General features: G+C 66.4%; 10 protein-coding genes and 1 tRNA gene. 1 reads left to right on the top strand and 10 read right to left on the bottom strand.

Going from position 1 to position 14,418, the window contains the following annotated elements:
• Positions 1–4: 4 nt before the first annotated feature.
• The gene (locus DXV50_RS08710) at positions 5–1,285 is read right to left on the bottom strand and encodes an aminopeptidase (RefSeq protein ID WP_117205811.1); all 1,281 of its coding nucleotides are present in this window, start codon (positions 1,283–1,285) and stop codon (positions 5–7) included.
• Between the two features lie 114 nt (positions 1,286–1,399).
• Positions 1,400–1,474, bottom strand: a tRNA-Gly gene (locus tag DXV50_RS08705).
• 287 nt (positions 1,475–1,761) lie between these two features.
• Between DXV50_RS08705 and DXV50_RS08700 the strand changes: the two genes are divergently transcribed.
• The gene (locus tag DXV50_RS08700; protein WP_157966998.1) at positions 1,762–4,932 is read left to right on the top strand and encodes a SpaA isopeptide-forming pilin-related protein; all 3,171 of its coding nucleotides are present in this window, start codon (positions 1,762–1,764) and stop codon (positions 4,930–4,932) included.
• A gap of 60 nt (positions 4,933–4,992) precedes the next feature.
• On the opposite strand, the gene DXV50_RS08695 is transcribed toward DXV50_RS08700, so the two are convergent.
• The 8 genes from DXV50_RS08695 to DXV50_RS08665 all read right to left on the bottom strand — a co-directional run bounded on the left by DXV50_RS08695 (position 4,993) and on the right by DXV50_RS08665 (position 14,382).
• The gene (locus tag DXV50_RS08695) at positions 4,993–5,250 is read right to left on the bottom strand and encodes a hypothetical protein (protein ID WP_117205809.1); all 258 of its coding nucleotides are present in this window, start codon (positions 5,248–5,250) and stop codon (positions 4,993–4,995) included.
• A gap of 84 nt (positions 5,251–5,334) precedes the next feature.
• Positions 5,335–8,211 (bottom strand): Spy0128 family protein, encoded by a 2,877-nt coding sequence (locus DXV50_RS08690; RefSeq protein WP_269801657.1) that lies wholly within the window; start codon positions 8,209–8,211, stop codon positions 5,335–5,337.
• A 545-nt stretch (positions 8,212–8,756) separates the two neighbouring features.
• Positions 8,757–9,431, bottom strand: a complete 675-nt coding sequence (locus DXV50_RS08685) for an NUDIX domain-containing protein (RefSeq protein ID WP_117206039.1) — start codon at positions 9,429–9,431, stop codon at positions 8,757–8,759.
• 135 nt (positions 9,432–9,566) lie between these two features.
• Positions 9,567–10,859 (bottom strand): phosphoribosylamine--glycine ligase, encoded by a 1,293-nt coding sequence (gene purD, locus DXV50_RS08680; protein WP_117205807.1) that lies wholly within the window; start codon positions 10,857–10,859, stop codon positions 9,567–9,569.
• 13 nt (positions 10,860–10,872) lie between these two features.
• Positions 10,873–11,823, bottom strand: coding sequence for a DegV family protein (locus DXV50_RS08675; protein WP_157966997.1), 951 nt, complete (start codon positions 11,821–11,823; stop codon positions 10,873–10,875).
• Between the two features lie 5 nt (positions 11,824–11,828).
• Entirely contained in the window at positions 11,829–13,115 is a 1,287-nt protein-coding gene (locus DXV50_RS08670) for an adenylosuccinate synthase (protein WP_117205805.1), read from the bottom strand.
• Positions 13,116–13,176: 61 nt separating this feature from the next.
• Positions 13,177–13,407 (bottom strand): hypothetical protein, encoded by a 231-nt coding sequence (locus DXV50_RS09890; protein ID WP_232817500.1) that lies wholly within the window; start codon positions 13,405–13,407, stop codon positions 13,177–13,179.
• Between the two features lie 63 nt (positions 13,408–13,470).
• Positions 13,471–14,382: a MalY/PatB family protein gene (locus tag DXV50_RS08665; RefSeq protein WP_232817499.1), complete on the bottom strand. Its 912-nt coding sequence runs from the start codon at positions 14,380–14,382 to the stop codon at positions 13,471–13,473.
• Positions 14,383–14,418: the final 36 nt, after the last annotated feature.

Genomic DNA, 14,418 nt, shown 5'->3' with positions numbered 1-14,418 from the left:
GGGGCTACTCCCAGGCCCACTGGCCGTTCTCGAAGACGGGGACCTCGGTGCCGTCCTCGCAGACGCCCCAGACGTTGAGGTCGTCGGTGCCGATCATGAAGTCCACGTGGGCCACGCTCTGGTTGACGCCGCGGGCGAGAAGCTCCTCCTTGCCCAGGTTGACGCCGCCCTCCAGGCACTCCGGGAAGCCCATGCCAAGCGCCAGGTGACAGGACGCGTTCTCGTCGTAGAGCGTGTCGAAGAAGAGGGTCTCGCTCTGGCGGATGGGCGTGTTCTTGGAGATGAGCGCGCACTCGCCAAGGCGGCAGCTGTTATCGTCGGTCTCGATGATGTGGCGCAGCACCTCGGCGCCCTGCTCGGCACCGAAGTCCACCACGCGGCCGGCCTCAAAGCGCAGCCAGAAGTCGCGCACGATCTGGCCGGCGTGGACCAGCGGCATGGCGGAGTACACGATGCCCTCGGCGCGGGCGCGGTCCGGCGAGGTGAAGACCTCCTCGGTCGGGATGTTGGGGAAGAACGTGGTGCCGTCCTGCGTGCGGGCTGCTCCGCCGTCCCAGACGTGGCCCGGGTTCATGCCCACGACGAGGTTGGTTCCGTTGGACGCCTCGTAGCGCAGGGAGTCAAAGCGGTGACCGTTGAGGAAGCGCTTGGTCTTCTCGAAGGAGGCGTTGTGGGTCTCCCAAGCGCTCTCGGGATCGTCTCCGTCGGCGCGGGCCACGGAGAGGATGAGGTTCCACAGGCGGTAGGTGGCCTCGGCGTCAGACGCGCCGGGGAAGACCTCGCGCGCCCACGCGGCCACGGGGACGCCGGCAATGCACCAGACGTTGCGGCCAAAGTCCATTCCGTCGCGGAAGGACTTGCACTCGGTGTTGCGCGCCTTGGAGGCCGCGGCCGGCTTGGCCGGGTCTATGCCCTTGAGCGCGGAGGGGTCGGAGCCCTCCAGGAAGAGGAAGGTGGCGCCCGCCTCGGCAAGGGAGTTGAGCTGCTCGACCTTCCAGGAGGGCGTGTGGCGGAACCAGTCGACGTCCACGTTCTCGTAGGTCAGGCGGCTGATGGCGTCGTCGTCCCAGATGACGGTGACGTGGCCGGCGCCGGCGCGGTAGCCGGCCGCCACAACGCGGCGGGCAAAGTCGGCGCGCTCGACGGGGCACTCGACGACGAGCTCCTGGCCAGGCCGGACGGCGGCACCCTTCTTCACCAGCAGGTCGGCATAGAGGTCAAGCTGGTCGGAGAGCGCCTCGGTGGCAACGCGGCACTCCTCGTCGGTCATGGGAATGGGAGACATGGGGACTCCTCTCGGTCTGCCCGCGCGGGGCGGGTCTTCGCGCGGCCGGACGACAAGCCGGCGCATGGCGTGGCCGCGCATGAAAAGGGCCCCTTCCGGGGCCCCGAACATCTATGGAGCGGGCAACGGGACTCGAACCCGCGGATGTCAGCTTGGGAAGCTGATGCCTTACCACTTGGCGATGCCCGCATGGGCTTTGATTCTACCACAGCCATCGGAGCGGCGGCGAGAAGCCCTTCTCGCCGGGTGAGTTGTGTTGGAATTGAAGAGATTCGGAAAGGGTCGTTTTTTGCCGCAAGCTGCATCCCACCGCGGCCCCACCCGTCTGCCAATGACATGGTCAGCGGGATGTTGAAAACCCTGAAAGCCAGCCGCAAGCGTGCGGAAAGGCTCCTGTCCGCCAGGTGTCCGCTAGCTGCAAGTGTCACCAGCTAGGCTTCGCCTCCCATCCGCGTTTTTGAGCAAAGGGAGGCAGCATGGAAAGGCAGAGAGGAACCCGCGCGGGCGTTCCACACGGCGTGTTCCGGAACGGCGAGAAGGACGCAGGCCCAGGCCGAAGGCCGTCGCCACGCGCAAGGCTTCGCGGCGGCGACCGCCAGCAGGGAGGTGCTCCGGGAGCGGCGGGCCATGCCGGGCGCGCCCGCGTGAGCCTTGCGGTACGCTCGAGGCAAGAAGTTGCAAGACGCAAGGCAAAAGACCTGGCCAGAAGGTCCGCGGCGGCGCTCTCGGCCCTCTTCCTGGTGCTGAGCCAGCTGCTTGGCCTGGGCCTTGCCGCCGCGCCGGCGACGTCCGCCCTGGCAGAGGATCTGGGCACGCTCACGGTCTCCAAGGCGACGTCCTACTCGGACTTTGACGACGTCAACGACAGCTTCTCCCGCATGCACCACTTTGAGGTCAACTCGGAGGACGGCATTGCCTACTGCGGCGCAAAGAGCCTCCACTCGCCGGAGGCCGGCAGGGTCTTCACCGGCGGCTACGCGTCAAACAACCCGGCGCTTGACTGGATCATGTGCCACGGCTGGAGCCCAACGCACCAGACCGAGTACGGACTCTCGTCCTCGCACTTCATGATGGCCACGCAGTACGTGGTCTGGTTTGCCCTGCCCCACTCCTACGAGACGAACGACCTCGACTGGGCGGAGTTCGAGCTGACCCGCATCTACACCGACGTCGCCGACGCCGTGGCAAAGATGCGGGCGGAGTCCGCAGCCTACGTCGCCGCCGGCGGAGGAGGCCCCGAGGCCGGGAGCTCCATCATCTGGCCCTCCCCCGACGACCAGACCCAGTCCCTCGTGACCAGAAGGACGCCGCAGGTGGAGGTTGCGATGCAGAAGGGCTCCGCCGACGCCAGCCTCACGTTTGGCAACGACGCCTACAGCCTGGCCGGCGCCACCTACGAGATTCGCCAGTGTGGCGACGATGCGCTGGCCGCGACCGTCACCACCGACGCGACCGGCCGCGCCAGCTGCTCGCTCAGACCCGGCGTGCGCTACTACGCCCAGGAGACCAGGGCTCCCGCCGGCTACCTGCTCGCAAGCGGCAGGGTGGAGTTTGAGGCCAAGGCCGGGCAGGTCGTAGGTCTCGACGACGTCCCCGCAACCGCCGAGGTGCGCGTCCAGAAGGTGGACTCCTCGACGGGAGGGGCCGCCCAACCTGGCGCGAGCCTTGCGGGGGCAGAACTCACGCTCGTCGACGCCCAGGGCCGCACGCACGTCTCCACGACCGACGCCGAGGGCCGGGCCAGCTTTGACGGTCTTCCTCTGGGGCGAGTCCGCGTGACGGAGTCTCGGGCACCGGAGGGATACATGGCAAGCCAGCAGGTCCTCGAGGCCGAGGCGACGGCAGCCCAGGTTGGACAAAACGGCATCGCCAGCATATCCATGGAATCCGCCCTCAAGGAGGACGTCGTGGCCTTTGACCTTGAGATCGCAAAGTTCAAGGACTACGGGCAGGAGGGGTCCGGCCTGGAGCAGCCGGCGGGCGGCGTGCGCTTCCAGGTCATCAGCAACACCACGGGCGGCGTGGTGGGAGAGCTCGTCACCAACCCCTACGGCTTTGCGGACACCTCCGCCGACGGCTCGCTTTGGTTTGGCACGGGCACCCGCGCGCCCGGCGTGCACGGCGCCCTTCCCTACGACGCCGGCGGCTACACCATTCACGAGGTCGAGTCCACGGTACCTGCGGGCTTCTCTCACATTGGAGACTGGACCATCAGCGCCCAGCAGATGGCGGACGGCGCCAAGCTGCAGTACATCGCAGACAACCACGCCCTGGCAACCAGGCTGCAGGTGGTGAAGCGCGACGCCTCCTCTGGGCAGGTGGTGGCGCTGCCGGGCTTTGCGTTCCAGATCCTTGACGCCGACGGCAACCCCCTGACGCAGGAGAGCTGGTATCCAAACCATGTCACGCTCGACCGCTTTGTGACGGACGAGAGCGGCTGCGTCACCCTGCCGCAAAGCCTGATTCCAGGCACGTACTACATCCATGAGGTCGCCGCACAGGCCCCCTACCTGCTAAGAGGCGAGGACGTCCGCATCGATGTGCCCGCCGACGCCACGCTTCCGCCCGTGGTCATAGCGAGCCTTTCCGACGAGCAGGCCTCGGGGTCGGCCAAACTGACCAAGACGTCGGAAAGCGGGACGCCCCTGACGGGGGCCGAGTTTGACGTGGTGGCGCAGCAGGACGTCGTCGCCCCGGACGGAACCATCCAGGCCGTTGAGGGTCAGGTCATGGCCCACGTGTCCACGGACGAGAAGGGCGAGGCCACGGTCGAGGGGCTGCCCCTGGGCACGGGCGAGGCAGGCTACGCCTTTGTGGAGACCCTGGCGCCGGAGGGCTTTGTCCTGGACGAGACTCCGCACGAGTTCACGGTTTGCTGGGAGGACCAGCAGACGGCCGTTGTCTGGGCAGAGGCCGAGGCCCAGAACGCGCTTGCCGTGGGCTCCGCGTCCATTCGCAAGACCGACCTGAGGACGGGTGCCGCCCTCGCCGGGGCGGAGTTTGACGTCGTGGCCACGGCCGACGTCGTCGACTACGACGGCTCGCTCGCGCACGAGGCGGATGACGTCGTCGCCCACGTCACCACCGACGAGAACGGCATGGCCTCGGCAGACGGCCTTGCGCTCTCTCCCGGCGGAGCGGGCTACGCCTTCGTGGAGACCGCGGCGCCGGCCGGCTACGTCGTCGACCCGACTCCCCATGAGTTCACGATTGGCTACCAGGACCAGCTCACGCCCGTCGTCACCGTCGAGGCAATGGCAACGAACGACTTCACCACGGTCCGGCTCTCAAAGCTCGACGAGAAGGGCGAGCACCTTGCCGGCGCGCATCTCGCTCTGCTGGACGCCAACAAGGAGGTCGTCGACAGCTGGGTGAGCGACGAGGTGCCGCACACCATCGAGCGTCTGCTCCCAGGCGCCTACACCCTTGCCGAGAGCGAGGCCCCCGAGGGCTACCTCAAGGCCGACCCCATCGACTTCACCGTCGCCGAAGTCACCGACGTGCAGGAGGTGAGCATGACAGACCTCAGGCTTCCCACACCCCAGGAACTTCCCTCCACCGGCGAAGGCCTTCCCATCGGTGCCGTCCTGGCCGGCATCTCCGCCGGATGCGCCTTCATGGGCTACCTGCTGGTTCGCCGCAGCTAGCGGCAAAAAAGGGCGGGACGGAGGTTTCGCTTCCTCCGCCCCGCCCAGAGCAGTTCATGGCTACTTGTGGACCACGTGATAGGTGTTTGCCAGCTGGCCGCCGTTCTCGGCCCACTGCGGCTCGGCCTCAAGGATGCCCTCGTGGCGCATGCGGGCGATCAGGCGGTCGATGGTCTTCTCGTTTCTTCCCAGAGCAACGGCAATCTGCGCCTTGGAGCACGGCATTCCGTCGTGCCGCTCAACAAAGGAGATGATCTTTCTAGCCGTAGGCGTGGGCTTCCAGGCAGAGGCGGCCTCGTACTCGGCGGTTGTCTTCACGGGAGCTTCTTTGTCCATGACGCATCTGCTTTCTGGAAGAGGTCCGCCTGGCGAGAAGGGCCTCTCGCCAGGCGGGGTTTGCTGTTAGCTGTTGTTACGGCGAACGAGGAGAAGCACGGCGCACGCGGCCGCGAGGGCGCAGGCGCCAATCGCCAGCGGAAGCGCTGGGGAAGTGGCGTCGCCGGTGTTGGGAACGGCCGCCGGGGCCTGCGGGGCCGCAGGCTCGCTCGGCGCCTCGGGAGCCACGTAGGCGTTCTCAAAGACGGGCAGGTCGGTACCGCCGTCGACGGTGTAGGAGGCCACGTAGAGGCTGCCCTCGCCGTCATCGGCCACGGTCACGTCGAGCTGGTAGACGTGGTCGTCATAGGTCACGTTGTCCTGGGCGTCATTGACCTCGGAGAGGGTGAGGTGATACTCGCCCGCCGCGTCAAGGCTGACGGGCTCAAAGACCAGGGAGCCGTCAGCCGCGTTGGTGGCGGTGGCAACCACGTTGCCCTGGGCGTCCTTGAGCTGGAAGGCAAACTGGCCAGCAGCGAGCTCGGCGCCGGTCAGGACCTTGGTGCCACCAAAGGTGATGGAGGTGGGAGCGGCGGAGTAGGCGTTCTTGAAGACAATCTGGCCGTCGGCGGACGTGGCCTTGGCAGAGAGCCTGCCGGAGCCGTCGTCGGTGACGGAGACGGTAACCACGTGCTCGGAGGAGTCATACGTCACGCCGCCGAGGCCGCCCTTGGCCTCGCGAACCACATAGGTGTGGGTTCCGGCCTCATTGTACGCAAGGGCGCCGAAGCTCACTTTGCCCTCTGCGTCGTTGGAGGCAGTCGCCACGACGTTGCCGTTCTCCACCAGCTTGAACTCAAACTCGCCGGCCCTGAGGGCACGGCCGGTCAGGGTCTTGGAAATCTTGACGTCCTGGGTCACGTCATAGCTCACGGGAGCGGCCTTGTACGTGTTGGCAAAGGTGGTGTCGCCATCGATGCTCGTCTCGGCGACGAGGGAGCCCTGGCGGTCGTCCGTGACCTTGATGGTCACCGTGCGGACGCCGGCGTCATAGGTGACGCCCGCGGCGCTGCCCGCGACCTCGCTGACCTTGTAGACGTAGGTTCCCGCCTCGCCAAAGGCCATGCGCGGGAAGGTCACGTTGCCCGCGGCGTCATTGCTGGCGGTGGCGACCACGTTGCCCTGCTCGTCCTTGAGCTGGAACTGGAACTCGCCGGCGGCAAGTGCGGTCGGGCGGCCAGAGAGCTTCTTGGCAAAGCTCAGCTGCACCATGGCGGCGCTGACCTCGTAGGAGTTCTCAAATTCCAGGGCGTCCTTGCGGACGTCGGCGGAAAGGGTGCCGTCGCCGTTGTCGGTGACGTAGATGGTGACGGACTTGGAGCCAGTCGTGACGGCGGAGACGCCGGCCGGCAGATGGGAGGTGTCCTCAGAGACGGTGTAGTAGTACGTGCCCGCGGCGTCGAAGACAAGGTCGCCAAAGGCAAAGTTGCCGTCCGCGTCGTTGGTGACGGTGGAGACCACCTTGCCCTGGGAGTCCTTGAGCTGGAACTGGAACTCGCCGGCCCTGAGGGTGCGGCCGGTCAGGGTCTTGTGGCCAGAGAGGCTCTCCTTGCCATACACCTTAACGGGAGAGACGGAGTACGTGTTGGTGATGCTCAGCGTGCCGGAGTTGGTGACGGCGTCACCGTAGGTCGGCGTGTAGCCGGCGGGGACGTTGGCCTCGCTCACGCTCCACACGCTGTCGCCAACGCCTGCGGGCACCACGACATCGGCCTTGTAGCCGGCCGCCGCGTCAAGCGCCACGGTCTTGTACGTCTGATTGTCACGCAGAAGGTCGACGGTGAGGGAGTCGGGGCGCACGGTGCCGCCGACCCAGGTCTTCTGGATGCTCACGACGTTGACGGGCACGTCGACGCTCTGAGGCTGGTAGGACTGATCCGCCCCGGCGACGACGGTCTGGGCGGCGCCGTTGTCGTTGACCACGCTGTAGGAGAGCTTGCCCTCGGAGTTGGTGGGCAGCGTGATGGTCTTGCCGGCGGCGGCCGCGGCGTCGTAGGCGGCCTGGGTCAGCTTGACGTCAAAGCTCAGGGTGTAGGTGACGTCCTCGCCAAGGACAAAGCCGGCCTGGCCGTTCTGACCCTGCCTGAAGCGCAGCGTGGCGCGCTTGGTGGCGGCGTCCACGCTGAGCTCGTAGTCGGACGGAGAGAGCGAGACCTCGTTGCCCTCGGCGTCGCGGGCGCTCACACGCACGTTGCCGTCCGCGCCGACAAAGTCGACGTAGTCGGTCAGCACGTCGGTCATGGTGACGTTGGTGTACTGGGCGCTCTGGGTGATGGTCTGCGTGATGCTCGCAAAGGCCTGCTTGAGGGCCTCCGGCGTGGTGGCGGAGTAGCACCCGTCGGTCGAGCCGGTGGCCTCCTTCTGGAAGGAGCTCATGCGCTCGGAGACCTTCTGGGTCGAGCCAACGGCGACGGAGAAGAGCGTCGCGTCTCCGCGCTTCTCGGCCTCGGTCACGGCGTGGTCGAAGTTGGCCTGCTCGTAGTACCTGCCGGAGCCGGCAACCACAGTCTTCGTGTGCCAGCCGAAGAACCAGTACTCCACGGTCTCGTACCTATACGTAGGCTCGCCGTCAGAGAGGAAGACGACGTACTTCTTGGCACCGTCCCTTGCGGTGAGCCCGTTGGCCGCCGCAAGGCCGGCCTCCCAGTTGGTGCCGTCGTCGGCACCAAGACCGTTGATGCCGCGGCGCAGCTCGCCCTTGTCGCTGCTGTAGCCGACGACGGTCTGGGCGTCATTGCTGAAGGAAACAACGGCAACGCGGACGTCGTCGCTGCCGTCCTTCACCACGGAGTTCACCAGGTCGTTTGCCGCAGTCTTGGCGTAATCCAGTCGGGACTCCCCGGGTCGGGCGTCCTTGTCCTTGTCCATCCGGAAGTCCATGCTGCCGGATGTGTCCATTACCAGGACGATGTCGGTCTTCTGGGTTACGGTCTCGCTCTGGGAGCCCTTGCGGCCCGTGACGTCCAGGGACAGCGTGTAGGTCCCGTCGTCATTGCTCGAGATGGTCTTGCTGTGCTCCGGGGCGGCCAGGTCAATGGCCTGGGCCGTGCACGGCGTCGCAAGCCCAATGCCCAGTGCCAGCGCGACGGAGGCGGCTAGGCCGGCAGCCTTGGCAAGGAAGCACCCCCCCCCCAGACATTTCTTACCTTGCTCGTCATGGCAGCTCCTTCATTCCTCGGGGGATAAACCCCACAGGTGTGCAGTTACATCGAGTGTATGAAGGGAAAGCTTGTTATTTGAATAATATTTTATGGGGAGGGGGTCTTAAATCAATGAGGTAACCATATTTCTGAATACTGCATCCTGGCTGGTATTTAATATTGACCGGATTTTACTTGACCGCAGTAAAATAATCGTTTTACCCATGCAAGTTAAAGGACCCTGGGGAACATATTAGCTCCCCAGGGCCCTCTCTCGTCAAGACCTGCCAGCCAATCCGCCGCGCCTTGCTACTCCTCTTCCTGAGAGAAGTTCAGTCGGTGGGAGATGGAGTCGCACAAAAGGGCGCCCACCACGGTCTTGGCGTCCTCGATGCGCCCGTCGAGCACGGCATCCACCAGCTCGGAGAGCTCCACCAGGTCGACGTTGATGAACTCGTCCGCATCCGGGCTGGACTTGGAGAACTCCAGGCCCGTCGCCATGTAGATGTGGATGAGCTCGTCGCAGAACCCGTCCGAGCTGGCGATGGTGGTCAGAAACGCGATCTTCCCGGCGGTCATACCCGTCTCCTCGAGGAGCTCGCGGCTCGCAGCCTCGAGCGGATCCTCCCCGGGAGTGAGCTTTCCGGCGGGAATCTCCACCGTCACGCGGCCGAGCGCCGTGCGGTACTGGCGCACCAGGCAGATGCGGCCCTCGTCCGTCAGGGCGACAATGGCCACCGCGCCGGGGTGGCGCACCACGTCGCGCACCGCGTGGCGCCCGTCGGGCAGTTCGACCTGCAGTCGGTTGACGTTGAAGATGCGTCCCGTCCAGGCAACGTCCTCGGAGAGGGGTCTCTCCTCCAGTGACGCGTCGCGCGGGTCCTCGCTGCCAAGTACCAGCTCGCGCTCGACGGGCGCGCCAGAGACGTGGTCCACGTCGTCACGGTCCCCGTCAAAGGTGAAGCTCGCCACGGAGTCGCGCATGTCGGCGGTGGCGTCGGCAAGCTCGTCCTCGCGCAGGGAGGCCTGCACGGCGAGCGCGTCCGTCTCGCCGGCCTGCTCGTCGTGGGCGCCGTTGACCTTCTGAATGTCTGCCATCGCTCTCAAACCTCCCCGAGCCTAGGCCTCGCGACCCTTGATGGCCCTCATGCCAATGTCGGTCCTGAAGGTCTTGCCCTCAAAGTCGATAAGCTCGACCGCGGCGTACGCCTGGGCGCGAGCGGCCTCGAAGGTGGGCGCCACGGCGGTGACGTCCAGCACGCGGCCGCCGTTGGTGACCAGCTGGCCGCTCTCGTCGACCTTGGTGCCGGCGTGGTAGACGGTCACGCCCTCGAGCTGCTCGGCGCGGTCGATGCCGGTGATGGCCTTGCCCTTCTCGTACTTGCCGGGATAGCCGGCGGAGGTAAGCACCACGGAGACCGCCCAGTCGTCGTCCCAGGCAACCTGGTCCTCGCCGAGGGTGCCGTTGTCGCAGGCCAGGAAGGCCTCGACGAGGTCACCCTTCATGCGCGGGAGCACCACCTGGGTCTCGGGATCGCCAAAGCGGGCGTTGAACTCCAGGACCTTGGGACCGTCCTTGGTGAGCATGAAGCCGCCGTAGAGGCAGCCGGAGTAGGTGATGCCCTCGGCGGCGAGCTCGGCCACCACGCGCTTCTCGACGTCGATCATCTGGGCAAGCTCGTCAGGCGTGACCATGGGCACGGGGCTGTAGACGCCCATGCCGCCCGTGTTGGGGCCGAGGTCCCCGTCCAGCGCGCGCTTGTGGTCCTGGGAGGTGGCCAGCGGCACCAGCGTCTTGCCGTCGGTCAGGGCCAGCAGCGAGCACTCCGGCCCCTCCATCATCTCCTCGACCACGACGGTGGCGCCTGCCTGGCCAAACGCGCCAGAGAAGCACTCGTGGACGCCCTCGAGCGCCTCCTCGGTGGTCTTGGCGACGATGACGCCCTTGCCGGCAGCCAGGCCGTCGGCCTTGACCACGATGGGTCCGCCGACCTCGCGCACGTAGGCCGAGCAAGACTCCTCGTCGGTGAAGCTGCGGTAGGCGGCGGTGGGCACGCCGGCGCGCTCCATGACCTCCTTGGCAAACTTCTTGGAGCCCTCCATCTGGGCGGCCTTGCCGTTGGGGCCAAACGTGGGGATGCCCGCGGCGCGCACCGCGTCGGCGACGCCCGCCACCAGCGGGGCCTCCGGGCCAATGACCACAAGGCCGATGCCGTGCCCCGTCGCCCAGGCGGCAACGCCCTCGGGAGACTCCGGGTCAAGGTCTGCCACCTCGGCGGTGGCGTCCATGCCGCCGTTGCCGGGAGCGACCCACATCTTGCCGGCGCGCGGGGACTCCGCCAGCTTGGTCAGAAGCGCGTGCTCGCGCCCACCGGAACCCAGAAGAAGAATGTCGATCTTGCTGTCGCTCATTAGGTCTCCTCGTCTAGTCGTCTGCGGGCACGTCGGTGGGCTGGTTGGCCCCCACGCGCTCGAAGAGTGAATCCGGAACAAAGGCAACGCCCACGGCGGGCCTGCCCACAAAGCCGACGTTGCTGGGAGAGACGCGCGTCACTCCCATGCGCTCGGCCTCGAACTCGTTGGTGTCAAGGGGCTTCTCGAGGGGACGCAGGGCCTTGCGGTCGCATCCGTAGAGCTCGACGTAGTCAAGCGGGCCCTCCGCGTGGGCGACCGCGCTCATGGCATGGGCGATGCGACCGCAGAGGTCGGCGATGTCGGTGGAGCGCACGGTCTGGGTGACCTCGCCGCGCGACACAAGAAAGAGGCCCCGCTCCCCCACCAGGCGGACACGGAGCATGGAGGCGCGACTGACCAGCCCGGAGTGCCTCGAGCGAGCCCTCCTGCGCACCAGGCGAGAAGAGCTTGCGGGTATGAACATCAGGCGGACGCCGGCGGCAATCTCGCGCGCGGCAAGGAGCGCGTCCTCGAGGGGCACGCCGGCCGCGCGCATCGCGGACAGTCGCTCAACGACGATGCCGGTGCCAATGGACGCGGTGCCGGTGTCCAGCACCTCAACGCGCGTGACGTCCCCCAGCCGGGCCGCCGCCTCGCGGGCGCGCCCACACATCGCAGACAGCGCCTCGGCGGAGTGCACGGAGACTATGGTCTTGCATCCCTCGTCAACAAGACGCTGGTACGCGGCGAGAAGCTCGTCCGCTCCGGCCTCCTCCACCACGGCGTCGGTCCCCCGGACGCCCATGCGCTCGAGCGCGTCGTCGTCGGAGACGTCCACGCGGTCGAGCCAACTCTGCTGGCCCGCATTCACATGATGGGGCACGAGTGCGACCCCAAGCCGGCCGAGCTGGGCTGGCGTGAGGTCGCACCCGCTGTCACAGACAATCCCGAAGCTCTTCTCGCCCACGGCAGTGTCCGTCACAGAGCCTACTTCCAGAAGCGGTTGATGGTCTGCTCGCGGTCGGGACCAACGGCGACGAGGGAGACCTTGACGCCGGAGAGGTCCTCGATGAGCTTGATGTAGTCCTGGGCGGCCTGCGGCAGCTCGTCGAAGGACTTGCAGCCGGTGATGTCCTCCTGCCAGCCAGGAACCTCGATGTACTTGGGCTTGGCGTGGTCGAAGACCGCGCGGTGCTCGGGAACGGTATCGTACTCGACGCCGTCGCAGTCATAGGCGGTGCAGACCTTGATGGTGTCAAGGCCGGTGAGGACGTCGAGCTTGGTGATGGCGAGGTCGGTCAGGCCGTTGATCTGGGCGGCGTACTTGACCACCACGGCGTCGTACCAGCCGCAGCGGCGCTTGCGGCCAGTGGTCACGCCGTACTCGTGGCCGGTCTCCAGCAGGAACTTGCCCACGCCCTCGTTGAAGTCGAGCTCCGTGGGGAAGGGGCCGGAGCCCACGCGGGTGAGGTAGGCCTTGGCAACGCCAAGGACGCGCTCGATGTTGCAGGGGCCCACGCCGGAGCCGGTGACGGCGCCGCCGGCGGTGCAGTTGGAGGAGGTCACAAAGGGGTAGGTGCCGTGGTCGATGTCGAGCATCGTGGCCTGGGCGCCCTCGAAGAGGATGTTCTTGCCGGCGGCAAGCTCCTCGTTCAGCAGCTTGGAGCTCTCGATGATGTAGGGGCGCAGGCGCTCGGCGTAGGGCAGGAAGTCCTCGCAGATCTGCTCGACGGTGTAGGTGGGCAGGCCGTAGACCTTCTCGAGGATGGGGTTCTGGTAGGCCAGCGCGGCGGCGAGCTTCTCGCGGAAGGTGTCGTCGTCGAGCATGTCCTGCATGCGCAGGCCGGTGCGGTTCATCTTGTCCATGTAGCAGGGGCCGATGCCGCGCTTGGTGGTGCCGATGAGGTTCTTGCCGAGGTTCTTCTCGTGGGCACCGTCGAGGTCGCGGTGGTAGGGCATGACGATGTGCGCGTTGCCCGAGATGCGCAGGCCCTCGCAGCTGAGGCCCTGGGCCTTGAGGGTGTCGATCTCCTCGAGGATGACCGTCGGGTCGACGATGCAGCCGTTGCCGACGACCGACAGGGCGTCCTCGTGGACGATGCCGGAGGGAATCTGGTGAAGAGCCAGCTTGTGGCCGTTGGCGACGACCGTGTGACCGGCGTTGGCACCGCCGCCGTAGCGGCAGACGACGTCGAAGTCACCAGAGATGAGGTCGGTGATCTTACCCTTGCCCTCGTCGCCCCACTGGGTACCCACAAGAACAGATGCTGACATAAGCGTCCCTCTCAGAGAAGTGAACTTGCCATTCGGTCATAAGTATACGTCCTCGCGCGGGCTAGGCGTTGAAGACGTAGCGGTCCATGCGGTCGAAGGCCTCCTGGACGCGGTCAAGCGGCAGTGCCAGGTTCATGCGCAGGTGGCAGGGTCCGTGGAACATGCGGCCATCCTGCACCGCAACGCCTACGCGCCAGCACGCGCGCTCCACCCAGTCGATGTCGCGGCCATTGGCGGCGCACCACTCCGAGCAGTCGACAAAGAGCATGTAGGTGCCCTGGGGCTTCTGCACGCTCACGCCGTCAAAGTGCTCGGCAATGTAGTCGCAGGCCCAGTCAACGTTTGCACCCAGGACCTAGGTGAGCTCGTCCAGCCACTCGTATCCCTCCGGCCTGTACGCGCCCACGAGCGCGTGCATGGAGAGCACGTTCATGTCGTTGTAGTGGCACTTGGAGCTGCGAGAAGTGACGCGGTCTCGCAGGCTCTTGTCGTATATGACGTGGTAGGAGCCAACCAGGCCGGCCAGGTTGAAGGTCTTGCTCGGTGCGTAGAGGGCCACCGTGCGGCGGCGGGCGTCGTCGGAGACGCTCTGCGTGGGCACGTGCCTGTGGCCCGGCAGGATGAGGTCGCTCCAGATCTCGTCGGAGACCACCACGCAGTCGTACTTGCGGTACAGCTCCATGGCGCGCTCGACCTCCCAGCGCTCCCAGACGCGCCCGCACGGGTTGTGCGGCGAGCAGAACACGGCGGCGTGGATGTCATTCTGGGCGAGCTTGGCCTCCATGTCCTCGAAGTCCATCCGCCAGACGCCGTCCTCGTCGATCTTGAGCGGCGAGTGCACGATGGAGAGCCCGTTGTTCTCCAGGCTCTTGGTGAAGCCGATGTAGGTCGGGCTGTGGAGAAGGACCTTGTCGCCGGGCGCAACAAAGCTGTTGAGCGTGGCCACCACGCCGCCAAGCACGCCGTTCTCGTAGCCAATGTGCTCGGGCGCGAGGCCGGTGACGCCATTGCGGGTCTCCTGCCAGCGGATTATTGAGTCGTAGTACTCGTCAGTCGCCGAGAAGTACCCAAACGCGGGATGCTTGGCACGCTCGATGATGGCGTCAGTCACCGTGGGGACCGTCGGGAAGTTCATGTCCGCCACCCACATGGGGATGACGTCAAAGCCCTCCTCCGGCGGCTCGGGCGCAAACCCCGTGCCCAGCCCGTCAACAGCGATGGAGTCCTTGCCGTGACGCTCCATGTGACTAGTGAAGTCGTACCTCATGCTCTTCAATCCTTTCAGGCCCCGCCACCGGGGACG

This window comes from Paratractidigestivibacter faecalis, from assembly GCF_003416765.1.
Taxonomy (GTDB): Bacteria; Actinomycetota; Coriobacteriia; order Coriobacteriales; family Atopobiaceae; genus Paratractidigestivibacter; species Paratractidigestivibacter faecalis.
This window is presented reverse-complemented; position numbering and strand designations above follow the sequence as displayed.